The organism is Demequina muriae (assembly GCF_030418295.1).
Taxonomy (GTDB): Bacteria; Actinomycetota; Actinomycetes; order Actinomycetales; family Demequinaceae; genus Demequina; species Demequina muriae.
In genome coordinates, this window is sequence record NZ_JAUHQA010000001.1 from 456,835 (window position 1) to 482,003 (window position 25,169).

Annotated in this window: 25 protein-coding genes; 10 read left to right on the forward strand and 15 right to left on the reverse strand. The window is 68.0% G+C overall.

Going from position 1 to position 25,169, the window contains the following annotated elements; all coding sequences use genetic code 11:
- Window position 1: 1 nt before the first annotated feature.
- Complete coding sequence (locus QQX02_RS02095) at window positions 2–2,593, reverse strand: McrB family protein (protein ID WP_301140908.1); 2,592 nt, start codon at window positions 2,591–2,593, stop codon at window positions 2–4.
- Between the two features lie 85 nt (window positions 2,594–2,678).
- Here QQX02_RS02095 and QQX02_RS02100 point away from each other — a divergent pair, with 85 nt between their 5' ends.
- Both QQX02_RS02100 and QQX02_RS02105 read left to right on the forward strand, forming a co-directional pair.
- Window positions 2,679–3,656: a nuclease-related domain-containing protein gene (locus tag QQX02_RS02100; protein ID WP_301140909.1), complete on the forward strand. Its 978-nt coding sequence runs from the start codon at window positions 2,679–2,681 to the stop codon at window positions 3,654–3,656.
- Between the two features lie 90 nt (window positions 3,657–3,746).
- Complete coding sequence (locus QQX02_RS02105) at window positions 3,747–4,772, forward strand: NYN domain-containing protein (protein WP_301140910.1); 1,026 nt, start codon at window positions 3,747–3,749, stop codon at window positions 4,770–4,772.
- Window positions 4,773–5,170: 398 nt separating this feature from the next.
- Here the strand turns inward: QQX02_RS02105 and QQX02_RS02110 are convergent, their stop codons facing one another.
- The 4 genes from QQX02_RS02110 to QQX02_RS02125 all read right to left on the reverse strand — a co-directional run bounded on the left by QQX02_RS02110 (window position 5,171) and on the right by QQX02_RS02125 (window position 8,356).
- Window positions 5,171–6,607, reverse strand: coding sequence for a DUF2252 domain-containing protein (locus QQX02_RS02110; protein WP_301140911.1), 1,437 nt, complete (start codon window positions 6,605–6,607; stop codon window positions 5,171–5,173).
- Between the two features lie 8 nt (window positions 6,608–6,615).
- On the reverse strand, window positions 6,616–7,386 hold the full coding sequence (locus tag QQX02_RS02115; RefSeq protein ID WP_301140912.1) for an SDR family NAD(P)-dependent oxidoreductase: 771 nt from the start codon (window positions 7,384–7,386) through the stop codon (window positions 6,616–6,618).
- Between the two features lie 51 nt (window positions 7,387–7,437).
- Window positions 7,438–7,875 carry an NAD(+)--rifampin ADP-ribosyltransferase gene (arr, locus tag QQX02_RS02120; protein WP_301140913.1) on the reverse strand — a complete coding sequence of 146 codons (438 nt, stop codon included), beginning with the start codon at window positions 7,873–7,875 and terminating at the stop codon, window positions 7,438–7,440.
- 67 nt (window positions 7,876–7,942) lie between these two features.
- Entirely contained in the window at window positions 7,943–8,356 is a 414-nt protein-coding gene (locus tag QQX02_RS02125; protein ID WP_301140914.1) for a hypothetical protein, read from the reverse strand.
- A gap of 119 nt (window positions 8,357–8,475) precedes the next feature.
- Here QQX02_RS02125 and QQX02_RS02130 point away from each other — a divergent pair, with 119 nt between their 5' ends.
- On the forward strand, window positions 8,476–9,153 hold the full coding sequence (locus QQX02_RS02130) for a DUF6308 family protein (protein WP_301140915.1): 678 nt from the start codon (window positions 8,476–8,478) through the stop codon (window positions 9,151–9,153).
- Here the strand turns inward: QQX02_RS02130 and QQX02_RS02135 are convergent.
- Both QQX02_RS02135 and QQX02_RS02140 read right to left on the reverse strand, forming a co-directional pair.
- Window positions 9,150–10,268, reverse strand: coding sequence for an alpha/beta hydrolase (locus QQX02_RS02135; protein ID WP_301140917.1), 1,119 nt, complete (start codon window positions 10,266–10,268; stop codon window positions 9,150–9,152). The genes QQX02_RS02130 and QQX02_RS02135 overlap by 4 nt on opposite strands.
- Window positions 10,269–10,309: 41 nt before the next feature.
- A complete protein-coding gene (locus QQX02_RS02140; RefSeq protein ID WP_301140918.1) occupies window positions 10,310–11,203 on the reverse strand; it encodes an endo alpha-1,4 polygalactosaminidase in 894 nt (297 codons plus the stop codon).
- A gap of 186 nt (window positions 11,204–11,389) precedes the next feature.
- Here QQX02_RS02140 and QQX02_RS02145 point away from each other — a divergent pair, with 186 nt between their 5' ends.
- Window positions 11,390–11,797, forward strand: a complete 408-nt coding sequence (locus QQX02_RS02145; protein WP_301140919.1) for a hypothetical protein — start codon at window positions 11,390–11,392, stop codon at window positions 11,795–11,797.
- A gap of 14 nt (window positions 11,798–11,811) precedes the next feature.
- Here QQX02_RS02145 and QQX02_RS02150 read toward each other — a convergent pair whose 3' ends face one another.
- From QQX02_RS02150 to QQX02_RS02170, 5 genes are all read right to left on the reverse strand, one after another.
- Window positions 11,812–12,372 carry a uracil-DNA glycosylase family protein gene (locus tag QQX02_RS02150; protein ID WP_301140920.1) on the reverse strand — a complete coding sequence of 187 codons (561 nt, stop codon included), beginning with the start codon at window positions 12,370–12,372 and terminating at the stop codon, window positions 11,812–11,814.
- Entirely contained in the window at window positions 12,369–13,328 is a 960-nt protein-coding gene (locus tag QQX02_RS02155) for a 5'-nucleotidase (RefSeq protein ID WP_301140921.1), read from the reverse strand. Before QQX02_RS02155 ends, QQX02_RS02150 begins: the two co-directional genes overlap by 4 nt.
- An 81-nt stretch (window positions 13,329–13,409) precedes the next feature.
- Window positions 13,410–14,636, reverse strand: a complete 1,227-nt coding sequence (locus QQX02_RS02160) for a mechanosensitive ion channel family protein (RefSeq protein WP_301140922.1) — start codon at window positions 14,634–14,636, stop codon at window positions 13,410–13,412.
- 83 nt (window positions 14,637–14,719) lie between these two features.
- Window positions 14,720–15,394, reverse strand: a complete 675-nt coding sequence (locus QQX02_RS02165; protein ID WP_301140925.1) for an SDR family NAD(P)-dependent oxidoreductase — start codon at window positions 15,392–15,394, stop codon at window positions 14,720–14,722.
- A 168-nt stretch (window positions 15,395–15,562) separates the two neighbouring features.
- A complete protein-coding gene (locus tag QQX02_RS02170; RefSeq protein WP_301140926.1) occupies window positions 15,563–17,038 on the reverse strand; it encodes a glycoside hydrolase family 32 protein in 1,476 nt (491 codons plus the stop codon).
- Window positions 17,039–17,181: 143 nt separating this feature from the next.
- Between QQX02_RS02170 and QQX02_RS02175 the strand changes: the two genes are divergently transcribed.
- The 4 genes from QQX02_RS02175 to QQX02_RS02190 all read left to right on the forward strand — a co-directional run bounded on the left by QQX02_RS02175 (window position 17,182) and on the right by QQX02_RS02190 (window position 20,678).
- Window positions 17,182–17,787, forward strand: coding sequence for a hypothetical protein (locus QQX02_RS02175; protein WP_301140928.1), 606 nt, complete (start codon window positions 17,182–17,184; stop codon window positions 17,785–17,787).
- Window positions 17,788–17,968: 181 nt separating this feature from the next.
- Window positions 17,969–18,493, forward strand: a complete 525-nt coding sequence (locus QQX02_RS02180; protein WP_301140929.1) for a DUF6318 family protein — start codon at window positions 17,969–17,971, stop codon at window positions 18,491–18,493.
- Window positions 18,494–18,496: 3 nt separating this feature from the next.
- Window positions 18,497–19,576, forward strand: a complete 1,080-nt coding sequence (locus QQX02_RS02185) for a hypothetical protein (protein WP_301140930.1) — start codon at window positions 18,497–18,499, stop codon at window positions 19,574–19,576.
- A 415-nt stretch (window positions 19,577–19,991) separates the two neighbouring features.
- Entirely contained in the window at window positions 19,992–20,678 is a 687-nt protein-coding gene (locus QQX02_RS02190; protein ID WP_301140931.1) for a hypothetical protein, read from the forward strand.
- A 72-nt stretch (window positions 20,679–20,750) separates the two neighbouring features.
- On the opposite strand, the gene QQX02_RS02195 is transcribed toward QQX02_RS02190, so the two are convergent.
- From QQX02_RS02195 to QQX02_RS02205, 3 genes are read right to left on the reverse strand one after another with little or no spacing between them, the layout of a single operon-like run.
- Complete coding sequence (locus tag QQX02_RS02195; RefSeq protein WP_301140933.1) at window positions 20,751–20,951, reverse strand: hypothetical protein; 201 nt, start codon at window positions 20,949–20,951, stop codon at window positions 20,751–20,753.
- Entirely contained in the window at window positions 20,948–21,589 is a 642-nt protein-coding gene (locus QQX02_RS02200; RefSeq protein WP_301140935.1) for a nucleoside/nucleotide kinase family protein, read from the reverse strand. Before QQX02_RS02200 ends, QQX02_RS02195 begins: the two co-directional genes overlap by 4 nt.
- Window positions 21,586–22,620, reverse strand: coding sequence for a serine hydrolase domain-containing protein (locus tag QQX02_RS02205; protein WP_301140936.1), 1,035 nt, complete (start codon window positions 22,618–22,620; stop codon window positions 21,586–21,588). Before QQX02_RS02205 ends, QQX02_RS02200 begins: the two co-directional genes overlap by 4 nt.
- A 136-nt stretch (window positions 22,621–22,756) precedes the next feature.
- On the opposite strand from QQX02_RS02205, the gene QQX02_RS02210 reads away from it, so the two are divergent.
- Together QQX02_RS02210 and QQX02_RS02215 are read left to right on the forward strand one after the other, a co-directional pair.
- Window positions 22,757–24,115, forward strand: a complete 1,359-nt coding sequence (locus QQX02_RS02210; RefSeq protein WP_301143631.1) for an MFS transporter — start codon at window positions 22,757–22,759, stop codon at window positions 24,113–24,115.
- A gap of 39 nt (window positions 24,116–24,154) precedes the next feature.
- Window positions 24,155–25,159, forward strand: coding sequence for a LacI family DNA-binding transcriptional regulator (locus QQX02_RS02215; RefSeq protein WP_301140938.1), 1,005 nt, complete (start codon window positions 24,155–24,157; stop codon window positions 25,157–25,159).
- Window positions 25,160–25,169: the final 10 nt, after the last annotated feature.

Genomic DNA, 25,169 nt, shown 5'->3' on the forward strand with positions numbered 1-25,169 from the left:
GCTACGCCTCCTGCCCGCCCGACGTACCCAGGAGCAGGTCGAGCGAGAACTCCTCACGGATAGCCGCAGGGCTCCGGTGCCCGTAGTAGTGCTCAAACAGGAGTGGAAGGATGTCGAAATCCCAGATGTCGCGGAGCCCTTCGGCCGTCCTCGCGTCATCTCGCATGAAGTACGAGGGGCCGATGCGCAGATCACGTTCCTCAATAAGCGCGTTCAGACGCCCGAGCAAGGTGGCAAGCCGTGGGTCGCCATCAGAGGCGGCGAGATAGCGATCCAGGACGCCTGAGACCGGCGCGGTGTCCGGGTGGAACTCCATGAACGCAAAACGACGACGGATTGCGGCATCAACGAGTCCGATCGAACGGTCGGTGGTGTTCATCGTGCCGATGATGTGGAGATTGTCAGGCAGGCTGAATTGGGTCTTCGGACTGTAGAGCAGTGAGGCAGTCTCACCCCGGTACTCAAGCAGGAAATACAACTCGCCGAACACCTTGGCGAGGTTGCCCCGATTCATCTCATCGATGATGAGGAAGTGCGGCTGATCAGGGTTGTCCGCAGCGCTAGCCGCGAGAAGCCGGAGAGGTCCGCGCTGCAGAGAGAAGCCGCCGTCATGCTCCCCACCCCGCGGCCGAAAGCCCTCGAAGAAGTCCTCGTAGGAGTAGGACGGGTGGAACTGCACCAGCCGTACCGCATCTTCCGACCCGGCGATCGCCAGAGCCAGCTTGCGCGCCGCATACGTCTTGCCGGTGCCGGGCGGGCCGTAGAACACGACTTGACGACGACTCTCGAGCACGCGCGCGATCCTGCCCAACTGGGCGGGCGTCATATGGAGGTCTTCGGCAACACGATGCGCCACATCCGCGAAGCTGACACCTACCTTCGGCCCATCGCCCTTGCCACTCTCGCTCTCTCCTTCGAGCCACTGCTCTCGGAATGGAGAGTCGTAGAAGCTCAGATACTCAGTCCCGGTTTCGCTCTGCAAGCCTCTGTCAATCGCGAACAGGTCGCGCTGGATATCGACATTCCGGGATCCCCGCTGCCCACCGAGAAAGCGCGCGAATGCCTTCCGGATTCGCTTGATGTGGTCGCTCGACACGATCGGATGGAAGTAGCTCGGCCACGCGACGTAGCAGAGCACCATTCGCATGTGTGAATCTGCGGCAGTCGGCCCCTCGACTCCTTCGAGGAAGTCCAGCCACTCCCACGGGTCGCTGAGCAACTTCGCCCTCTCGGGTACCTCGAGAGCTCGCCACTCGGCGACCATCCGTGCCGCAAAGATGAGATGACGCCACTGGCTCTGGTTGAAGTACGCACCGCCCCCAAACACGCCCTCCTCGGAGAACGCCGTCTCAAGCGCGTCTGGGAGTACCCACTCGGTCGCGGCAATTCCATTGCACACCGCAAGTGCCTTGTGGGCCCCTGCAAGGCCAACGTTTGACGTCGCCAACTGACGGACGAACTGCAACTCGGCAAGGAGTTGCACGGCCTCGACCGACGCGCCGTCGAACTGCAGCTTCAACTGCTCGTAGAAGCCGGGGGCCTGGTCTCCCGGTGGTTGCTGCGAAATGCGAGTCGCGACCTCGATTGCAGCCTCAGCCGTCCACACGGAAGCGCCTCCCGTGAGAGGCGACGCGTCCATGCGCAGCCCCGCTTCGAGGATCGACCACGCGGCATCTTCCACAACAGCATTGATGCGGTTGCCGCGCACATGTCCTTGAGTTTCGCCGCGCCACTGGCGCACCCGGTCCGCCAACGGCCCGTCCGCGATGTCCGCCGCGTCGTACTCGATCAGGGTCCAGACGATGCTCTGCGTGTGAATCCGGTCGTCAGGCTCAATGCCCGCCGCCTCGAGTGCGATATCAGCCCTGGTCAACATGCCGATGAACTGCGACCACCGTGCGGCCACGTTCGCGGCAGGCGCGGGCTCTGCGCCGACGAGCCGCAGTGCGCGCGCAACCGGTCGTGCGCGGAACGGTGCGACGTCTGCCACGGCCAACAACAGGTTCGACGCGAGGGCAACGGCATCGCCGGGGCCGAGATCCTGTCTGGCTTCTCGAACAAACGCAGAGAAAGCCGCGACGCCCTTGGGCGATCCCTCACTCTCCCAAAGCTCGAGCAACTGGGCGCGTGTGGAAGACGGATGCTCGGTGAGTAAGTCCCTGAAGCGGGCCCTAGTGATGTGAAACACCAGGTTCTCGCCGCTATCCAAGGCCGCCGCGAGTTCCGCGACCCATCCGTCGCGGCCCTCAGAGACCGCATCCCGCGCTGCACGCATGCGGTCGCGGACGACTCCCTTGTATTCGCGCTCGTAGCGGTCGATATCCACGCGCCCCGCCTCAAGCACATCTCGCGCAATCTCAGCGAATTCGCGCCACCGCGCATCATCACCGAGGTCTTGACTGCGCTCGGCCCCCAGGGGCGCGAAGCGCTCGCGTACCGCACGTGCCTCGTCCGCAGTGACCTGCCAAGGAGTGTCGTGCGTCTCTTCGGGACGGGCGAACTCGCGCCTGAGAAAGCGTCTCACCTCGCGTGGACTCACTCCCAACTCGGCGGCGAGATCAGCGGGCGTGAGTTCAACGGGCGTGTCCGACATGGAGCAACCTTTCGACACCGTCACAGTAGCGGGACTCGTCACATGAGGCTTCCATGCGGTGTTCGAAGTCGCCTACGGTTAGGCCATGCCGATCTACCAGGTGCGGCGCTGGAAGCGCTACGGGCACGACCGCGCCTACTTCGCCGACGCCGACGGCACCAAGGTCGGGTACCTCGACCTCGCGTCCGGAGAGCATGTGCTCGACGAGGGCGCTGACCGTGACGCGATCGAGGCCGCCGCGCTCGCGTGGTGTGCGGACAACGAGATCACTCCGCCCAATCTCCCCCTCATGGGTGCAAGCAAGCAGGAGGACGTACAAGCCGTTCAAGCCGCCTCTGCTGCCGCATTCGCCGAAGACGGTGCGCAATCGGTGGCCGTGCCCGTTGCGCCCGCCCCGCCGAAGGAAGCTGAACCCGAGTGGACCGATCTCTCCGCGCATCGGCCGGGTGAAGGCGTGCGAAAGCTGGCCGAGGCCGAATGGACCGCCTCAAAGGACCGCTCCAAGGTGTTCGCTGCCCTCAACCGCTACGTGTTCGACAATCACACCGACGAGCGAGCGTGGCGCAAAGGCGCCGAGGGTGAGGAGTACGTGGGGGCGAAGCTCGACAAGCTCCGGGACAAGGGCTGGCACGTGCTGCACAGCGTGCCGGTCGGCAAAAGTGACTCGGATATCGACCACATCGCTATCGGGCCCGGCGGCGTCTTCACGGTCAACAGCAAGATGCACGCCGGCAAGAAGATCTGGGTAGCCAAGTACCAGATGCGCGTGAACGGCCAGCCTGTCCCCTACCTCCGGAACTCTCGGCACGAGGCCGGGCGGGCCAAGAAGCTCCTGGACGCGCAGCTCGACTTCGAGGTTCCAGTCGTGGGCTGCGTGGTGGTGCTCACGGGCTCGCTCGTCCCGGAGGTGACCTACAAGCAGATGCCCGACGACGTGCGCGTGCTCGACAAGTGGGACCTGCCCAAATGGTTCAAGAAGCGGCCGGCCGTTCTGTCGCCGGAACAGGTCGAGGCCGTGTTCGACACCGCCCGCCGATCGACGACATGGCGAACCATTGAATGAGCGGCGGAAGTAACTGGTACAACCGAGACGTCGTCGGCGACCGCTACGTTGGACCGAGGAACAATCTCACGATTGAGGAGAACTGCACCGATGAGGTCCAACGCAGCCGTCTACATCGATGCGGGCTATCTGCTGGCGTCCGCAGCCACACGACTTACCGGGAGCTCGTTTCGGCAAGGTATCCAGCCGGACTACCCGAAACTCATCAACGGAGTTCTCCGCCAGGCTGAGGAGATCGCCGGGCGTCCCGTGCTGCGCTCCTACTGGTACGACGCAGCGCCGAACCAGTCGCCCGACAGCGACCAGCGCGTCATCGAGATGGTCCCGCGGGTGAAGCTCCGGCTCGGACGCATCGGCAACGAGGGCCAGCAGAAGGGCGTAGACCTCAAGATTGGCCTCGATATGGTGACTCACGCACGCAATGGCGCGATCGACACACTTGTCTTGATCTCGGGTGATGACGACCTGACGGAGGCAGTCGACCAGGCACAGGTCACAGGCGTCGAGGTGATCGTGCTCGCTGTTCCAGATGCCACAGGGCGCCCGCACGGCGTGTCCCGCCACCTGCACGCAGCTGCGGACAGACTCGATCTCCTCAATTCGGAAATGCTCGAAGGAGCAATCGCCAAACGTATTGCCAAGACCATCCTGGCAGGAGCAGTTGCCAACGTGCTCGAGGCGTCCGCGCCCGTGATCCCACACGATGTCGACGCCGCGCTACGCCACCCGAGCCCTGTTGAACTAGCAAGGCCAAAGCCAACCGCAGTCCGCCCCACTTCACCCCCTCCCGCCGCTGTTCCGGTCTATTCGACAGCGTCAGGCGACGCACCCTCGGCAACACCGCAAGGCCATGCTCCGCTGAACGACGTGGATCCGTCCGAGCGCGAGGAAGCCACCCAGCGCGTGGTGCGGGCAGTCCTTGGAGCATTCCTTGGTTCCGCGACCCAGGCGGAACTGGTGGAACTGAAAGCGAGCCGTCCCTCTATCCCGCGGGAACTCGACTCAACCCTCTTGCGGGACCTCTCTGATGTGTTGCAGATCTACTCGCTGACCGATTCCGAACGACACGGCCTAAGGAACGCCTTCTGGGCCGAGATGGATGCGCAAGACGTGTAGCGGGACGAGCGAATAGCCGGAGACACCTCTTCCCCGACCGTGCGCGCACGGTGGCACGGTGCCGCATGGCCTGCTCCTGGGGGTCGCTCCAGCTCCTTGCCGGGTATCGATCTACGCGGGCGCGAACAGGTCGCCTTCACGGCATCCAGCGAAATCCGGGAGTGCAAATCGAGAACCGACACCGGCCGCTCCCAAGCCGCCCGCGCATCGGCCCCCTGTAGCCCGTACCGCACAGGACGCGCTCGTCGCCAGGTGCTGCGTCTCCTGCGGTTGTCGACGGCGGGATGGGGAGATGGGGACTTCGGCGGTGCGTCAACCGTCAGCGGCCACGGGCGTGGCGCCAGTATCAACAGTGGTCGGGCTTTTCGTCACAAGTCGACACGCGCCAGCCTTTCCCGCTACGCACCCTCGGCGATCGGCATCCGGCCACTCTCGACCGCGGCCAGCAGCGCCTCGTGGTCGGCCTCCGTCTGATCCGCATACGCACGGGCAAACGTCGCCATCGCCTTGTCCAGATTGGTGCCCTTTCCCACATAGCCGGCGATCATCGACGCGCCGCTGGTGCGCGCGTGGCCCTTCGCGAGTAGGCGACCGGCGATGCCCGCGTAGTTCGCGAGCGCCTTCCCGGAGATGTTCTTGAGCGACACGGCGCCCTTCATGTTGCGAAACTGCCGCACGTAGAACTGCCGGTCATCCACGGTGGTCCATCCGAGCAGTGGATCGCTCACGGTCTGCAGCGCCTTCTGATACTCCACCACTCGCTGACCCTGGTGCTCGTGCAGTGCTTTGTCGCCGTGCACGTGCCGCGCGAGCACCGACCTCCGAGCCTGCTTGAGCTGAAGGAAGATCACGTCCTCCTTGCTCGATCCCTCGAGCAGCGCCACATACGCGCGCAGGCCCACGGACCCCACACCCACGACCTTGTGGGCCACGTCGACGAGCGTGTAGCCACCGAGCAGGCGCCGCCAGTGCGGGTCGAGAGTCATCAGGTACTCATCGAGCCCTTCGGCCACCATCTCGGCCTCGGCCTCGGGCAGCCGGGTGATGAGCGGCGGCTCCTCGACAATCTGGCGGGCGCCGCCGTTCTCCGTGGTGAAGCGGGGCAGGGCGCGGTCCGAGGTGCGCTTGCGCGCCCGCTTCGCCGCCCGCTTGAGTTCGGAGTCCAGCGAACTGCCCGTCTCGTGGAGGGCCATCCGGTCCATGTCGAGTCGCTCGAACGAGCGGGTGAAGAGAGCCTGGTTCGCTTGATAGCGGATCTCCTCGCGATACGACCGCGCGCATGTGAGCACCGCCTGCTTGCACTTCTTCTCCGAGGCGCCGGTCTCGCGGCCTGCCACCCAGGTGCTCGCCACCAGCCGGCGCAGGTCCCACTCCCACGAGCCAGGGTGCGCCTCGTCGAAGTCGTTGAGATCCAGCACCAGGTCGCGCTCGGGCGAGGCGTAGAAGCCCACATTGCCCAGGTGCGCGTCTCCACACACCACCGGCGTGATCCCGGTCGCGGGAAGCCGTGCCACGTCATCGGCCATCACCACCGCGGAGCCGCGAAGGAACCCGTACGGCGAAGCAGCCATCCGCGCCACCCGCACAGCGACCAGCTCCGGGATGCGTCCCTCATGGTTCTCCTCCACGAGTGCGATGGGGTCGCGGTCCTCGCGGCCGATGCGCCACTCGCCCAGCGAGCTCCTCGGCACCTTTTTGCGCAGGGCCTTGCCGAGCGCGTAGCGCTCGGAACGGTCGGCCGGACGCTTGCGCAGCGACTGGTATGCGAGCCGGTCGGTGTCGCCATCGCTGACGACATCGTGACCTTCGGTCGCTTGTTTGCCCACGTGATTCATCCCCTACTTCAGAAGACGGTGTATCCGCCGTCGACGGTCAACACCGTGCCCGTGGCGAACGACGAGGCGTCCGACGCCAGGTACACGATCGCCCCCGCGAGCTCGTCGGGCTCGCCGACCCGGCCGAGCGGCGCATCGGCCTTCCAGTAGCGCTGGAACTGCGGCTCGTCGACGGGCGACATGTCGGTCCGCATGTAGCCGGGGGCGAGCGCATTCACGCGCACGCCGAGAGGCGCCCACTCGGCCGCGAGCGAGCGCGTGAGGTGGTGAACGGCCGCCTTCGACGCGTTGTACGCGGGCTGCCACTGCGGCCGGTTGACGATCTGCGCCGACATCGAGCCGATGTTGATGATGGAACCACTGCCCCGGTCGACCATATGCCGGCCAAAAACCTGGCAGCCCAGCCACACGCCGTCGACGTTGACGCTCATGACCTGACGCCACTCGTCGTCGGTGACGTCGAGCGCGGGCTTATGGATGCATGTGCCCGCGTTGTTGACAAGGATGTCGACGCTTCCGAATGCGCTGACAGCCTCGGCAAGCATGCGCTCCACATCGGCACGGACGGTCACATCCCCGAGCACCACCACGCTCTCGCGCCCGCGGTCGGCGACCTCCGCCGCGACGGAGGCCGCAGCATCGGCATCCCGGCCGACGATCACGATGGTGGCCCCGGCCTCGGCAAGCGCTAGGGCGAACGTGCGACCGAGTCCCCTGGTCGCTCCGGTGACGACCGCCGTGCGGCCGGCGAGATCGAATTGCGACAGTGACGTACCCATGAATGAACTCCCTTGTTCCACCAGTCACTGTAGACCGGCTGCGCGACGCACTCAGTCGTCGATGATGGCCTCGCCACGCCGCTCGAGATCCGCGAGCGAGTCCCGCATGTGTTGCACCTGTTCGACCGGGTGACCCACCCAGTCGAGCAGCTCCCCCACGACGCGGACCGGCTCGCGGGTCCGGTAGGACATCGTCGGGTTTCCAGGGAAGCGCTTGTCCGTCACGTTGGGGTCGTCTTCAACCGCGCCGACAGGTTCGACGACGTAGATGTGGCCGCGTCCCTCGCCCGAAGCGAGCTCCGCTCCCCAGGTCGCGGCGTCCAGCGTCTTCGTGATGTAGAGGTGGTTCGCCACCCGGTCCGAGCGGTAGTTCGACGCATATCCCGGCGTCAGGACGTCCCCCGTTCGTCGCAGCACCTTGGTGCCGTGCAGGTACGTCTCGCCGTCCCCGTAGACCTCAAAGGGTTGTGGCACTTCCTCCGTCGTCATTCCTCCCCCATTCCTGGCGCCTGACGCCCACGGCCCCGTCGTCGGCCTCGGACACGAGCCGCCGCGATCAGTCCTGCCCGGGAGGCCCGAACGCCCGCGAGTAGCGTCCCCGGCCTCCGAGATTCAGTTGCCATACCGCTCCGACCACCCAGGCGATGCCCGCGAACAGCGTCAGGTACAGGCCCATCGCCGCAGCGCCGTTCGTGTCATAGAACCCCACGAAAGCCACGAGGATCGCGAGCACGAGCAGAGCAATCTGTGACGCACGACCCGGCCTACGCTCACGCCCCACGACGCCAGTCGTCAGCACCAGAATCACCGCTCCTGCCAAGGCGAGCGCCAGGGTGATGAGCCCATCTCCTTCGATACCGATCACGCTCACACCGAGGATCGAGAACCACGGGAGAAAAGCACCCAGAATGACCACCGCAATCGCGATAGCTGAGATTCGCTGGGGTAGGGAAAGGCGTCCGAGCTTCATGCCCGAACCCTACTCTCCACCCGTGTAGCCACCGTTGTCACCGGAGACGATCTGGCCGACGCTGGAGCCCGATGTGCCGTGGATCTGCGCTTCCCGCAACCTGCGCGTACGGTCGAAGGATGAACACGACATCGCAAGGCTCCACGACCCTGACCGTCGGCGACCGTGACGACGCCGTCTCGCGACTGCGTCACTACTTCGGAAAGTGCGACTGCTCGAGCCCCGACAGCGGCGCCGAGTTCGAGACCATCGGGCACCCCTGGGACAAGAAGTCCAAGGTCAACACCGTCAGCCCCGGCGACCTGGTGGCGCTGGCCACCCTCACCTCACCCGTCCCAGGCCCGGCCGCCGTGTGGATGCTCAACAAGCGCAACCTCAAGAAGACCGAGAAGCTGCTCAAGAAGCTCCCGGTCAAGGCGAAGATCGGAACCAAGAGCGGCACCAAACTCCTTAAGGACGGCGGGCCTGCAGCGAAGCTCTGGGATCACTGGAGCCAGGCGCCCGGCTTCGGTCCGGTCTCGGTCAGCAAGCTGCTCGCCCGCAAGCGCGGCAAGCTCGTCCCCGCGTACGGGTCCGTGGTCGCCGAACAGATGGAGGTCAGCAATCCTCACGAGCACTGGGCCGCCATGCAGGCTCTGTTCACCGATGGTCGGCGGGACCTGTGGACGACCGCCAAGCAGTGGCGACGCGCCGCCGGCGTCAACTCCCTGGTGAGCCCGCTCCGAGTGATCGACGTGGTGCTGTGGAGCCGCGGCACCGTCCCGGACGGCCCGCCCTGCGCCACCGACAAGGCCTAGGACGACCCAGCAAACGCCTCCGCGAAGAACGGCAGCACCACGTCGGTCATCCGCTGGTCGAACAGGCTGGTGTGGGTGCCGTCGTGCACCGTATACGTGTGCGGCACGCCCTGCGCGGTGAGCTCCGCGTCGATGAAGTCGCAGCCGTCCACGATCCAGCGCAGCTCGTCGTTCGAGCCACAGTCCAGCCCCAGCGCCTCGAGAGACAGCAGCGCCTCGCGGTGCTGGGCGATCTCGACGTCGATGCCCCCGATGCCCGCCTCCCACAGCGCCCACACGTCGTCATCGCGCACGGCCTCACCGTCGACCAGCGAGTACGGGTACTGGAAGTACGGCGGCTCCGGCGACGGCGCGAACGCCGTGCCATACGAAAGCGGGAAGCCCGCCGGCGACGTCGACATGGCGCTCAGCAACTCCTCGCCGTCCAGACCCTCAAGACCCTCCAGCGCCGATAGCACCGCTCGCGCGTTCGACGGCGACCCGAAGAGCGCAGGCGCACCAATCCCCTCCTCCCCCGCCACCGCGGGAGCCATCACGAACATCGAGCCGAACACATCGGCATGCCTCATCCCAATGGTGAGCGCGCCATATCCACCCATCGAGTGCCCGGCAAGGCCTCGCGATGCGGCCGATGCGCGGGTCCGGTAGTGCGCATCCACGTACGGCACGATTTCGGTCACCACGGCTTGCTCCCAGTTACCAATGGCATCCGAGTCCGTGTACCAACTGCCGCCCAGCTCATTGGCGCCCGTGATGGTCACGACGATCATGGGCTCAGTCGCATTGAGTGCCTCGCCGAGGACGTCGGGCATGTCCGCGGCCGTGTCGTACGCGGTGTAGCCGGGCAAGAAGTAAAGGACGGGAAGCGGGTCGTCGGAGGTGACGTACGCATCGGGCAGCAGGATGCCGACGGTGATCTCGGTCGAGGCGCCCAACAGGTTGCCGGACAGTTCTTGGGACTCGAACTCAAACACGGTGCTCTGGGCGGGCGTCGCCTCAGGAGGCGGCGAGGACGTGACCACAGGGTCCCCCGTGTCGGCGCACCCGGCCAGGGCGACGGCGACCACGACCATCGCGGCCGACCAGGCAGGACGCGTCCCCCGAAGCGTGCTCATATCGCGAATCTAGCGCTTCCCTTCGCCGCTCACGACTGCGCTCAACACGACTCGTAGACGTACCCGGGCTCGCCCGCGGCGACCAGGTCGCGGTCGCGCAGCACCGTGAGCGGCGCCGTGCCTGGCAGCCCGCAGACCTCGGCGAACGTCATGCCCGCCTCGGCGAGCGCATCGGGGTACTCGACTTGGAGCACGTGCTCGCCGTACACGTCCGCATACGCTGCGCACTCGTCCCAGACCGCGCACTCTTCGGCCACGGCGAAGTCGAAGCCCAACTGTTCTTTGGCGACCTGCGTGACCTCGGCGGCGTTCTTCTGCGCGATCGCCAGACCGTGCTCGTGCGCCACTTCCACATAGGCGCGGGCCAGGGAGTGGGCGCCGTCTTCGGACACCCCGTCGAACCGTGTCCACGTGTCGAGGTTGTCGATCTCCACGGCGTCGAAGCCCGCCTCGGCACACCCCGCAATGACTGGCGACAGCACGTCGAGAATCCCCTCCCGCTGAGTCGGCGTCGACGGGTCGAGGATGAACTCGTCGGGCCAGTCCGGGTCCACCACCGGCTCGCTGGCCTGATCGCGAAGCAGCAGCTCCGGAGTCACGAGCCACTGCTCCGCCTCGCCAGGCTGAGTCTGGAAGCCGTTGACGTAGCAGACGCTGTAGGCGCCCTCCAGGGGCTCGGCCGTCGCGTCGCGGACCACCACGTCGATGCCGACCGGCCCGGCCCCCGCGTCCACCGTGTCGTACGCGCCACCCAACTGATAATCGACCACGCCCTCGGTGGGCGGCAGTTCCACCTCCACCGAGTCCGCTTCGCCCGCACACGAGGCCACCGTGAGCGCGCCGACCATCACCACCGCGAGCGCACGCGCCTTCCGGCCCAGGCCCACGTGGGCGACCTGCGAGCACGGCTCGTCACGCCTGGTGATACGCCCCATGCGCTCGACCCTTCTCGCCGGGCATCACCGCCGACCCGCGTCGCGGGCCGGGCCTCGTGGGGTGCCGTCGCGCCATTCTAGGATTTCCTGGAATGCCCAGATCGCACCCGCCTCCGCGCTCGGGCGCCCGCCGACGGAGCGCACCGCCGCGAGGCGGCACCCGTCCAGCGCCGTAAGGTCAGTGACATGACTGAAGCGCCTACGGCACCGATCGACGATGACAGCCCTCGTCAGTACTTCGAGAACGTCGAGCAGGCGCTCAAGGAGTTCCGGATCCCCGTCGAGAATCACAAGCTCGCCCGCGAGACGCTCGCGACGTTCGAGCACGGGCGCATCTACATGCCAGTGAAGAGCCGCCAGTACGTGGCCTTCGAGGGGCGCGACGGGCCACCGGCGCTCGCGTGGCTGCACTCGGGCTTCGTCGAGCTCCGGACAGCGCCCGGCACCTACTCCCATGTCCCGCTCCCGACGAACAGCATCGGCGGGGGCAGCGGGGGCGGCACCCGTCGCAACCGTGCCGACGAGCAGCGCGAGCCGTGCCCCACCTGCTACACCGAGCTCCCGGCGACGGGCATCTGCGGAACGTGCGACTGAGCGCGGACCGGCGTCTACGCGTCCGCTGACTCGTCCAAGAGCTCGCGCAGCTCCTGCATCACCGCATCGGCCTTGTCAGCGGCGTCGAAGGGTCCCGGCATCCGGAACACGCGTGCGCCCGATGCGGTGCGGGCGCCCTGGAGCCCTGGCATCCCGGCTTCCCCGAGTAGCGCCTCGACCGGATGGCGGAAGACGCAGATGACGAGGCCGACACCGCGCTCCTCGAGCTTGGCGCGCAGCACGTCGCGTCCATAGTCAAGCTCGGCTGAGGAGACGTCGCGCTCACCCACGGTGGGTCGCTTCACGATGTCGGTCAGTCCGAAGCCCGCATCAAGCGCGGCCTCCTCGAACTGAGTGACGCCTGCAGGCAGATTCCAGCCCGCCACATCCCCGATGCGCCGCAGCTGCCGCTGACCCACCCTGCCCTGGTAGTAGTGGCCGGCCTTCACGCTCACGGGCGAGGGGTTCAAGCCGACGATGGCTGCCCGCGCCGCCGTAGGCCAGACGTCGCCGAGAGTGACGTACTCGTCGCCCATCCAGGACTCCCGGGCCTGGTAGCCCACGAGGTCGGTCACGCGCTCTCCACGGGAGCGGCATCCTCCAGCGCCTCGTTCGCCACCCCGTATGGCACGTGCACTCCCGCGACGTGCTCCAAGGCCCCCGACAGGTGCCCGTCCTGGTCGTCGAAGAACAGGTGCGGGCGCATGACCTCGAGCACCTTCGCCTTCTCGATGCCGCCCAGGAAGAACGCATCGTTCACGGTGACGCCCCACGACCGCAGCGACTGCACCGCGCGCTCGTGGGCGGGTGCAGCCCGCGCCGTTACCAAGGCGACGCGCACGCGTGGCTCGTAGGTCGCATCGGCCGCCTGCAATTCCTGCTCGAGCCGCTGGATGCGGTTGAGGTCCTCGAGCAACGGCTTGAGCAGGCCCGGCGAGTGCGCCACGTCGCGCTTGGCGACCTCGTTCTTGACGAACCCAGCCATGCCCTCGGTCTGGAAAATGCGCTCGGACTCGTCGGTCGCGAGCACCGCGTCGAAGTCGAAGGCGATGCGCAGCGACTTGTCCGAGTCCTCGTAGGCGGCGGTGTTGGGCAGCACGTGCCCGGCGGGATGGCCTGCGCGCACGGCTGCCCAGACGTCGTCCTTGTTCTGGGTGAGGAACAGGCTCATGCCGAGCGCGGGGATGTATGACAGCGGCGACCGGCCCTGCGTGAAGAAGGCGCGCGTCACCTGCAGCCCGTGATGCTCGACGGACCGCATCACGCGCAGCCCCGTCGACGCCGCGTTGCGCGACAGCACGATCACCTCGACCAGCGAGTCCCCCGGCCTCAGGTCGTTGAGCTGCAGCAGGCGCTGGATGAACGGGAACGCCGGCCCGGGCTCGAGCGGCACGTCGACGTTGCGGTCCTGGTATTCGGCGTAGGCGGCCTCGCCGTGCGCCTGGAAGTACGCGTCGGACTCCGTCAGGTCGAACAGCGCGCTGGACGCGACACCCACCACGAGCCGACCGGAGAGGTCATAGGCGGGCATCGAAAACCTCCAAGGCGGGTGACGCAGGCGGAGACTCGAGCCTATCTGCCCGGCCGATGCGCACGCACCCCTCCCGAGCGCTCAGGAACGAGCGGACTCATCTCCGGAGTCCGCATCGGCCGGATGCTCCTCGGCCTCCCGCTCGCGCACCTCGCGCGCCATGCCGCTCGTGAACTGGGTCGCGCGCTCCTCGGCCTCCGCGCTGCCAGTGAACAGGCCCTGAATCTCGGACGTCGCCGTCGGGTCGCTCTTGCGCGGGCGCCGGGCCCTGGGCGCATCACCCGGCTCGGCGACGATCACGCGTTGCGCGGGCGCCGCATCGGGCATGTTGCTCTGCAGCCACATCACCATCGCCTCGCGCACGTAGCAGCGCAGATCGAACAGTGTGGGCGCATCAGCGGCGGTGACGAGGATGCGCACTCGCACGTATCCGCCCACGGCCTCGGTCACCTGCAGCACCTGTGCGCGCCCGTCCCACAGCGTCGTCTCGTCGAGGACCTCCTTGAGGTGCTCGCGCATGCGCTGCGGCGACACCCGCCAGTCCAGATCGAACTCCACCGAGCCCAACAGCTCCGAACCGTGGCGCGTCCAGTTCTCGTACGGCGTGGTCGTGAAGTACGTGCACGGCAGCACCAGCCGCCGGTCATCCCACAGCTCGAGCACCACGTAGCTGAGCGTGATCTCGCCCACGCGACCCCACTCGCCCTCGGCCACGATCACGTCGTCCACGCGCATCGCGTCGCTGAACACCAGCTGGAGGCCCGCGAACATGTTCGCGAGCAGGGACTGCGCGGCGAGGCCGGCCACGATGGTCGCGATACCGGCCGATGCGAGCACGCTCGCTCCCAGCGCGCGCACCGAATCGAAGGTCAGCAGGACGGCGCCGATCGCGACGATGACGATGATCACGATCGCGAGCCGCCGCACTAACAGCGTCTGGGTGCGGAGCCGTCGCGCGAGCCTGTTGTCCGGCACGTCGATGCGGTTGTAGTCGAGCGCCAGGTCGGCCACGAACTCGACAAGGCCGGCGAGCAGCCACGCCGATGCGCCGATCACCAGGATCGTCAGCAACCGGGAGACGATGGGGAGCCAGTCGTCCGCGGGGAACGAGTCCCGCACCCCGACCCACACTCCGGCAAGCAGCACCAGCGCCCAGAAGGGGCGACGTGTGTGCAGAACGAGAGCCTTGGCCCAGGACTGCCGGCGCGACACCAGCCGCATGACCAGCTTGATCACCAGCCCAGCAGCCACCGCCACTCCCACGGAAGCCGCCGTGTGGATCGCGTACTCGAGCCAGTCGTCGAACATGAGTCTCCCAAGAGATGAGGCCGCTGGCATACGACTCTACCGAGCCGGCCGTCAGCCGCCTCTCTGTGCGTCGAGCGTGGGGGCTACTCGCGGCCGTCCTCGAGCGGGATCAGCATGGTGCGGAAGTCCTCGCCCGACGTCTGGAGCTCCCAGATCTTCTCCGCGACGTCGTCGAGGCCGTTCTCGAGCTGCAGCTTGGGGATCGAGCCGGGGATCACCAGCTGGGTGACGCGAATGCCCTCCTCGCCAAGCGCATCGTGCAGCATCTCGCCGTAGGCGCTCTCGGCGGGGAAGGCGACGGAGGTGCCCGCGAAGCCGTGACGGGCCTTCACGGAGGTGCCGCCGTTGATGAGGATGATGCTGCCTTCGCCGGCCTCGCGCATGGAGGGCAGGACGGCGCGCGCGGCGTGGATGAGACCGAGCGCCGAGAACTGCAGCGCCTCGAGCGCGAGCTCCGGCGTGAGGTCGAGCACGGGCTTGAGGTAGTCGCGCGACGGCAGGGGGCTGTACTGGAGGGCGGTGATGGGGCCGAGCTCCGCAGCGGCGTTCGCGAGCGCCGCTTCGAGCTGGGCGCCGTCCTTGACGTCCGCCGAGTAGCCCTTGGCGGTGATGCCGTGCTCCGCGAGCGCCTCGGCGAGGCTGTCGAGCTTGGCCTGGTCGCGCGAGATGAGGGCGACGGAGTACCCCTCGCGTCCGAACCGGCGGGCGACGGCGCCTCCGAGGTTGGGTCCTGCTCCGACGATCGCGATGGTGGGCATGGCTGAGTCCTTTCGACAGGGGGATCTACTGCTCAACCTAACGCGACCCCGGCCTGAGCCCATTCCGGATGCCCGCCCCTCGCCCGGGCCCACCCCTCGCCCCATCTCCGCCTTAGCGTCGCAGCGGGCGCTCAGTGTCGGATCGGAGCAGCTCGCGGATCCTGCCGGTCACTCAGTGTCGGTCGCCCCCACCATCACCTGCGCCGACGCGTCGCCAGCCACCCGCACGCGCCACCCGTCGGCGCCCACGAAGGCCTGATGCGACATCACCGCCGCGCCATCGCACGCGAAGATCTCCACCAGGTGGGCGTCAAGGAAGATCTGGACGGACGCGAGCCTGCCGTCGCCACCGAGTGGCATCCGCCGCACGCTCGGGAACGTCTCGTGGACCCCTTCGCCTCCGGGCGCCGGCCGGTCGAACACGAGCTCGCGCGACGCGCCGTCAAGGGTCACCGTCGCGAGCACCTCGTCGCCCGAGCACAGCTCCAGCGCCAGCGTGCGGCCGCCCGCCAGGTCGGCCTCGACGGACAGCACCCCGGTCACTCCGACCTCGACCTCGGCGGGCTCGTGGGCGGCGACATCCACCGGACGCCACTCGAGCCCCTCCGGGACCACCGGAGTCTGCACCAGGTCGATGCCGCCGGAGCCAGCCCGCGCATCGGCCCGTCGCAATGACAGCTCGCGCGGCAACGACATCGCGCCGCGGAATGGCTCCGTGGGCACTTCGCGGGCGTACTGCCAGTTGGACATCCACCCGAGCATGAGGCGGCGACCGTCGGGCGCATCCGCGAACGTCACCCCGGCGTAGAAGTCGCGGCCCAGGTCAAGCAGCCGCCACTGCTCCCCCGGCGCCGGCACGAATCGGTGCCCGTCGAAGTCGCCCAGGAACCACCGCATCCGCGAGCCCTGAGTGTTGGCGGGGTCGTGGCTGTGCGTCGACAGCAGCATTACCCAACGCTCCTCGCCGTCGAGCGGCAGCGAGATGAGGTCGGGGCACTCCCAGAGCTCGTCGAGCGGCATGGGGACGTCGAACTTGCTCTCCCACGTCCAGTCGCGCAGGTTCTCGGACGAGTAGATGAGGACCTCGTGGGCGACGGCCTCGACCGCGACCATGATCCAGCGCGCGGGGCCGTCCCCTCCCGAGTAGCGGAACACCTTGGGGTCGCGGAACTCGCGCGAGCCGCGGTCCAGCACGGGGTTGCCGGCGTATCGCTCCCACGTCATGCCCCGGTCGCGGCTGACCGCGAGCGCCTGCGCCTGCAGTCTGTCGGTCGTGGCGGCCGTGTAGATCGCGACGACGGGGTCGGTCACGCCGTCTCCGAGCCCCGACGTATTGCCGTGGTCGATCACCGCCGAACCCGAGTACACCTGCTCGTTGTCCGTGAACGGGATCGCGACGTCGAGCTCGCGCCACGTGAGCAGATCCTCGCTCACCGCGTGGCCCCAGCTCATGTTGCCCCAGCCCGCCCCACCGGGGTTGTACTGGAAGAACGCGTGGAACACGCCGTCGACGTGGACCAGCCCGTTGGGGTCGTTCATCCAGTTGCGCTCGGGAGTGAGGTGCCACACGGGACGCGGCGACGGAGGGCCGATGCGGTCGCCGGGTGAGTCGAGTTCGGGTGCGTCAGTCGTCGGTGATTCCACCGTCACGACCCTATTTCACGGCGGACGATGCGCGTGCACAGGGCCGGTGGTTCGGAGGTTGTCCACAGTTTCGCCGACTGTGCCGCAGTCGCTCCCACTACGTCACTAGCGTCGCGGCCATGAACCTCCGGCATCGACAGTCCATGATCGCGGTCGTGCTCGCCGCGGCAACACTGACGGCGAGCTCGTGCTCGCTGACGCCTGATCCCGTCAGTGCTGGCTCGCCGTCACCCACCGCGACGAGCGCGACACCCACTCCGACATCGGCTCCGGCCCTCTCTGCGCTTACCTCCGGGGAGATCATCGAATCCTTGCCCCCACTGGCACGGACAGAGGACCTGCTCGGTGCCGCGGTATTCGCGCGGTTCTACCTCGACCTCAGCACGAGGATCTTCGAGTCGGATCGTGACGCAGTCCTCTTCGCGCACCTCAGCCATCCACAATGCGGGACCTGTGTCGAGTCGCTCGATACTTCGAATAGTGCGAGGCACACCGATGCCACCGTCGAGGGCGGCACCTACGCATGGGGAGACGTTTACGCGAATCCGATGGGCGGCCAGGACGACGACGGGCTCTGGTGGGTGGAGGAGAAGGTCGAACTCACCGATATGTACACCTACAGCCCGGAAGGCGTTGAACTCGACATGCAGCCGGGTGGACAGGCAATCGTCATCAGCGTCGTGGAGTTCGACGATGGCTACTGGCAAGTCCATGACGTCGCGGTTCGACTCGACGACGAGCAGCCATGACAGGACAGGGGCCCGAGGTGCATTCTCGCTATCCCCAGGTTCGCCCCGACCCTGTCGCTCAACGCGGTATGTCGGTAATGTCGCGCCCATGAACCGCGGGTGGGGACGGTCCAGGCTTGTGGTCGCGCTGGTCGCGGCCGTGCTCGTGGTGGGCGGATGCGCTGGCGACCCCGATCCAATCGTGACCGAGACGCCCACCGCGACACCGGCGCTGAGCGAGTCTCCGAGCCCCTCGCCAACCCCGTCGCCATCTGCGACGGCGCTCACCGAGGAAGATGTGATCGCGGCGCTCCCCGACGGCGCAATGACCGCAGACATCTGGGGTGCATTCGCGTATGCAAGCACTCTGGTCACCGAATCTCGGGCGATGGTGCTCGATGGAGATACGCGTCTCTTCGAGGCGATGTCAAGCGACACCTGCACCTTCTGCACGAGTGCGCTCGACTACGCACGATCTCTGGACTCCGCTAATGAGACGCTCACGGGCGGCCAGATCAAGGTCCAGGACGCTGATCCTCGTGGAGGGCTCCAAACCGACGGCACCTGGCAAGTGGAGTTCGACATTGTGGTCGACGCAGCAACTGTCCTGAATGACCAAGGTGCACCGGTCTTCGACGTACCTGAGTCAAGGCACACCGTTGCAGTACTTATGGACCATGACGGCGAAGCGTGGTCTGTGCGCGACGTGGGCTCGCAGGAGCTGTAGGCGATGAGGACGACGCGGCTCTTCGCACTGCTACTTCTTGTCGTCGCGTCGATTCATGTCTCTCCTGTTGCGGCGGCTCAAGAATGCCGGGGCAGCGACCGCCCCAACGAACACGAGTGGAACGCCAACACCTGCCAAGCGAATGTGGAGGTCGGCTACGGCGGTGGTGGCACTGAGCCGCGTTTCGACACCACCCCAGTCTCGTCATCCGACACCCCTCAAGACCGCTACCAGCGGCGCGAGATGTGCAACGACTGGTTCGTGCTCCTAGAAGGCACGGCCCCCATCACCCGCCAGTGGCCGGGCGAGATCCCCGCCTGCACGGAGGCATACGAGACTCCGGAACTCGACTGCCCTGCGGCCTCAACAGTGATCCCACCCCTCTGGGTGTCGCGCGCCCTCGACGACGGCGGCTACGGCCCCTGGACCCAGATCACCGGCTACGAATGCGGCACCAGCCCCCTCCCCGCGGCCATCGCGAGCGCCTGGCGCGCCATGACCATCACCCCCACCAGCTACACCACCGAGCCCGCGACCGGCTGGGCCATCGCATCGATGGGCGTGATCCCGGTCGCGAGCGCCGAGCCGCAAACCAGCGCCGTCACCGTCCTCGGCACCCCGGTGCTGTTGCGCGCCACGCCCACGCGGTTCACCTGGACCACGTCGGACGGCGCCGAGCTGACGACCTCAGACACCAGCCGCGGCTACGACGCCGGAGGCGAGCCCCTCACCTTCGATCGACACGAGCACCGCTCCGCGCTCACGCTCGCCACCACGTGGACCGGGCACTACAGCCTCGACGGCGGCTCCACCTGGGCCGAGGCCCCGGGAACCGCGACCACCACCTCCGACTCGACCTCGATCCACATCTTCAACCCCCGCGTGCAGCTGGTCGACTGCGACACGAGCGGCGACTGCGCGACCGGAACCGGACCGGCCCGGGCGGCCCCAACTCTCACGGACCCCGACGCCGACGGCATCGAGAACCACCTGATCCCCGACCACGCCATCGACGCCTATCTCGACGCCCGCGCAGACGGGCGGAGCTGGACCTCCAGCGAACGCAGCGCAGCCTCCGAATAGCAACGATCAGGTCACGGTTCGCGTGTGAGCCCTCACAACGTCACACCATCACCCGCAGTGCTGACACGATGGCGGTCAGTCACGCGGCCTCGAGTCGCGTGCAGGACTGCGGGGGTCGTGTCAACGGCGATGCGACCTCCGCACTCCTTACTGTCGCGATGCCCGTCGCATCGGCAATCCGCCCGCGCACCGACGCCCGCCACACCCCGCGAACCCCGCGCATCGGCGCTATTCTGAACCTCGCAGGCGACCCGTCTCGCCTGACCTCCGATGCGGCACTCGCGCTGCCGCAGACCGGCCCGCCGGTGGAGGCAAAGGGGACCTGAGAGTGCTCGACGCGGACGAACTGCCGTGTCAGATGCGCGGCCCGGCCGGCGCGAGCGACGGGGAACGCGCTTGACCCACGGGAGTTCCCATGACCACTCAAGAGTCCTTCAAGAAGCGCATCCGCACCCGCATGGCGAAGACCGGCGAGAAGTACTCCGCCGCACGCCGCGCCCTCCTCCCCCAGCCCAGCAGCGCCGATGCGCCAGCCGGCTGGGTCTCGCAGCCCGAGTCCACCGACGCACAGGTACACAAGGCCACCGGCCGCGTCTGGGACGAGTGGGTCGCCCTCATCGACGCCGGCCCAGGCCGCGACGCCACCCACACCGACATCGCGGCCTGGCTGATGGCAACCACGGAGATCGGCGGCTGGTGGGCACAAGGCGTGACGGTGGGCTACGAGCGCATCACCGGCAAGCGCCTGCCCGGTCAGATGCCCGACGGCACGTTCACCATCTCCCGCTCGCGCACCATCGCCGCCACGCCCGATGCGCTCAAAGCCCTGATCGAGGACGATGAGTCGCGCGCGGCGCTGCTTCCCGACGTGGTCGCGACCCGCACGTCCAAGGCAGGGGTCAAGTCGCCCCGCTATGCGTTGACGGACGCCAAGGACGGTGCCGCGCTGGGGTCGGTGCTGTTCAACTTTGACTCGGCCCCGGCGGGAACGCGGTTCACCGTCAGCCACGAGAAGATCGCGGAGCCGACCGCCACCGAGCCATGGAAGGAGTTCTGGGCCGACTGGCTCACCGCGCTCGAGAGCGCTGAGCCTCCTGCGTAGTCGTCACGCCCACCATCTCGCCTGCGGCGCGCCCTGCGTAGCAATCATGGCCGCAAATCATGGCCGCAGCCGTCAGCTCTCGGGCAAGTCGCGGGCCCTGCGCCGCACGCGCACGTACTCGATCAGGATGCGCATCGCCGCGCCCGCGATGATCCACAGGCCCAGGACGATCATCGCGTTCGAGACGGGCATGTCGAAGGCCAGGACGAGCACCACGGCGACGATCGCACCGCTGCCGGCATTGATCAGGGTCGCTCGATTCTGTCGGTTCATCGATCCACCGTAGGCGACGGCGCAACCCTGAGGTCCGCCCGATGCGCGGAGGCGGCGATGAGCTCGGCGTTGCGCTGGTCGCTGCCCAGGGCGTGCGCCCGCGCGGCTTCGGGTGTGCGGCCGAACGCCACGTGCCGCGCGATCAGCCGCTCGAGGCGGGCGGCCTCGTCGATCTCCACGAACCACGACTCTGCGAGCAGGCCAGCAACCTGGTCCCACGGAGGCGAGTCCAGCAGCAGGTAGTTCCCCTCGACGATCACCAGCGGCACGTCGCGCGGCACCGGGATCGCACCGGCGACCCCGTTCCTGAGGTCCCGGCGGTACTCGGGCGCGTAGACCACGTCCTCGTCGCGCGCGACGATCCGGCGCAGCAGCGCCACGAACCCCGCGGCGTCGAATGTGTCCGGCGCACCCTTGCGCGAGACCCGGTCCAAGCGCTCGAGCTCGGTGTGCGCGAGGTGGAACCCGTCCATGGGGACCACCACCGCATCGGCCGCACCGACGCCAGCCGCCACCGCATCAGCAAGCGTGGACTTGCCCGATCCGGGCGCGCCCACGATACCGAGCACGACCCGGCCGCCGCCCGCATTGGCCACCAGGGAGCGCGCCCTCGCGACCAGCGGCTCGACCGACGTCACACGCCCTCGACCGCGTCGGGGAACAGCCGCGCCGCCACCGCGCCGATGACCGGCCACGCGCCCTCGGACGTGTTGCCGAACACCGTCGCGGTCACGCGGGTCTCCGGGTCGAACGTCGAACGGAATGACACCCCCGCGTCGTAGCCCTCGATGATCCACTGCGGCCCTGTCGGGTGCCGCCAGAACCCCATCCCGTACCGCATGCCCTCGTCGGGCACGTCGTGGCGGGCGCGCATCATCTCGGCTGCGAAGTCCAGGCTGACGATGCGCCCGTCCGCGAACGCCCGCCAGAACCGGTCCAGGTCCGCCGCGCTCGTCACGGCCCCGCCGTCGCCGCCCCCGCGTACCGGCAGGTGCAGCACGTTGGTCCAGTCCCCGGTCTCCTCGAGATACCCGAGAGAGACGTCTCCGGGCCACCGGTCGGAGCGCTCGTACGCCGTCTCCTTTAGGCCGGCCCGCGCGAACACCTCCCGCGCCACCACCTCCTGGAACGCCTCGCCGGACGCACGCTCGATGATGAGCGCCGCGACCATGAAGCCACCGTTGTTGTAGCGGAACGTCTCCCCCGGCACCTCCTGCTGCGCGTGGCCCTCGAGTTCGGGCAGGAAGTCTTCGGCGGTCACCAGCGTGTGCACCGGGCGCGTGAGGACGTACTCGGAGATATCGGCGTCCCCGCTCTCGTCGAGGTAGTCGCCGATGCCCGAGGTGTGGGTCAGCAGTTCCTCCAGCGTGACGCTCTCGTCGACCAGCGGCAGGTCGTCGCCGAGCCACCGTCGCACGGGCGCCTCGAGCGACAGCGTGCCGCTCTCGACCAGCCGCACGGCCGCGAGCGCAGTGAAGGCCTTGGACCCGCTGGCGATCCCGAACCGGGTCAGCGGGGTCACGGGGACCTGGTGCGCGCGGTGCGCGTATCCGTACGGGCGAGCCAGCATCTGCTCGCCGTCCCGATGCACCGATACGAGTCCGCTGAAGTCGTCCTCGCGCGCGGCGACGTCGATCGCCTCGGCGAGCTCAGGGTCATCGATTCTCATGCTTCTGACGCTACCGCCACGACCCGGCCCGCGCATCGGCCGTACGCTTGACACCGTGCCCTCCCCAGCATCGGCCGGGCTGCCCGGCGTGACCGACGTCCCCCGCGAGCAGACGCTCATCCTGTGGATCGCCATCATGGCGAGCTTCGTGAGCTTCCTCGACGGCACGGTGGTGACCGTCGCGCTGCCCGCGATCGTCGACGAGCTGGGCGGCGGCATCACCACGCAGCAGTGGACCGTCGACGCCTACCTCATCACCCTGGGCGCGTTCATCCTGGTCGCTGGGTCGATCTCCGACACGTACGGCCGCATCCGCGTCATTCGCTGGGGCCTGATCGCGTTCGGCGTCACGTCCGTGCTGATCGCCGTCGCGCCCAGCGCGCCATTCCTGATCATCGCGCGGCTGCTGCAGGGCGTCGCCGGCGCGATGCTGGTGCCGAGCTCGCTCGCGCTCATCACCTCGAACTTCCGCGGCGCGGCGCAGGCGAAGGCCATCGGCACCTGGACGGGTGCGACCGCCGGCGCCATGATCGCGGGCCCCATCATCGGCGGGCTGTTCGTGGACCTCGCGTCGTGGCGGCTGGTGTTCCTCATCAACGTCCTGCCCATCGCGGCGTGCCTGTGGCTGCTCACCCGCCTCCAGCAGCGCGACGCCCGCCTGCCCGATGCGCACATCGACTACCTGGGCGCCCTCCTGTGCGTCCCGGGCCTGGGCGGCATCGTGTTCGCACTCATCGAGGAGCCGAACCTGGGGTGGGGCGACCCGCTCGTGTGGGTGCCCGCGGTAGTCGGCACGCTCGCCTCAGCGGGGTTCCTGTGGCGACAGGCGACGGCCAGGCAGCCGATGCTCCCGCTGAGCATGTTCCGCGTGCGCAACTTCGCGTGGGGGAACCTCTCCACCTGGATGATCTACGGTGCGCTGTCGCTGAGCGGCTTCGTCATCGTGGTCTATCTGCAGGAGCAGGCGGGGCTCTCGGCGACGCTGGCGGGCCTCGCGTCGCTGCCGATCACGCTCATCATGATCGCGCTGTCCTCGCGTGCGGGCGCGTGGGCCGGGAGGTTCGGTCCGCGCCTGTTCATGACGGCCGGTCCACTCGGCATGGCGGTGGGGTCGCTGATGATGCTCGCGGTCGGCGACGACTTCAACTACTGGTGGCAGATGCTGCCGGGCATCGTGGTGTTCGGCCTGGGCCTGACCCTGACCGTGTCGCCGCTCACCGCTGCGATCCTGGGTGCGATCGAACCATCCCGCGCGGGCATCGCGTCCGCGACCAACAACGCGATCTCGCGCATCGCGGGACTCATCGCCATCGCGGCGGTGGGCGCGATCGTGGGCGGCGCGCTGGACCTCGACGGGTTCCACCGCGCCATGTGGGCCACGGCGATCGCGATGACCGCGGGCGCGGCGATCTCGTGGCTCGGGATCCGCAACCCGGTGGCGCCCACCGACGTGGAGGAGCAGGCGGCGGCGCAGCCCGGCGAGCCAGGGCCGTAGGTCCTCTCCCACTCAGATAAGTCCCCCTAAGGTAAGCGGATGGCCACGATCTACGAGGTCGCCGCGCACGCCGAGGTGTCGCCAGCGACCGTGAGTCGCGTGATGAACGGCACAGCCGTCCGTCCCGAGCTCGAGACGCGCGTCCGCGAGGCCATCGCTCACCTCGAGTACCGGCCCAGCCGCCGAGCCCGCTCCCTGCGCACCAACCAGTCCGAGATGGTCGCGCTCGTCATCCCCGACATCGAGAACCCCTTCTTCACCGCCCTGGCCCGCGGCGCCGAGGGCGTGATGCGCCAGGCGGGCTACTCGCTGGTGCTGTGCAACACGGATGACAACCCCGACTACGAGGCCTCGTACGTCCAAGTGATCCAGGACGAGGGCATGCCGGGCGCGATCGTGGCGCCGTCCTCGACGGGCACGGCGTTCGTGCCCCTGCTCGACGAGGGCCGGCCGGTGGTCGCCGTCGACCGCCACATCGAGGACCCGCGAGCCGATGCGGTGATGGCGGACAACTTCGCCGGAGCGGCCGAGGCGACGGAGTGGCAGTTCGCCCAGGGCAGCAGCCGCGTCGCGTGCATCACTGGCCCCCCGCACGCTGAGACCGCCCGTGCTCGCGCGGAGGCATGGCGCGAGGTGTGCGAGCGCAACGGCGGAGCCCTCGACGAGTACCTGGTCTGGACCGACTTCCAGCCCGAGGGCGGGGCGGACGCGTTGGACTACCTCCTCGACCTGCCGATTCCGCCCAACGGCATCGTGGCCGCCAACAACCTCACCGCCGTGGGCATGCTCGCGGCGATGGTGCGGCGCGGCATCAACCCGGGCGAGATCACCGTGTCCGCCTGCGAGATGCTGCCGCGCTTCTCCCTCCCGCTCTCGAGCCTCCTCACCGTGCCGCTGCCCGCCCGCGAGATCGGCGCGCACGCGGCACGTCTGCTGCTCGCACGGATCGACGGCGACACCAGCCCCGCCAAGAACGTGGTGCTGGACTCCGACGGGAACGTCGTCTCGGCACCGCCTCACCCCGCGACCCCACCGGCCTCCTGACACACTGATC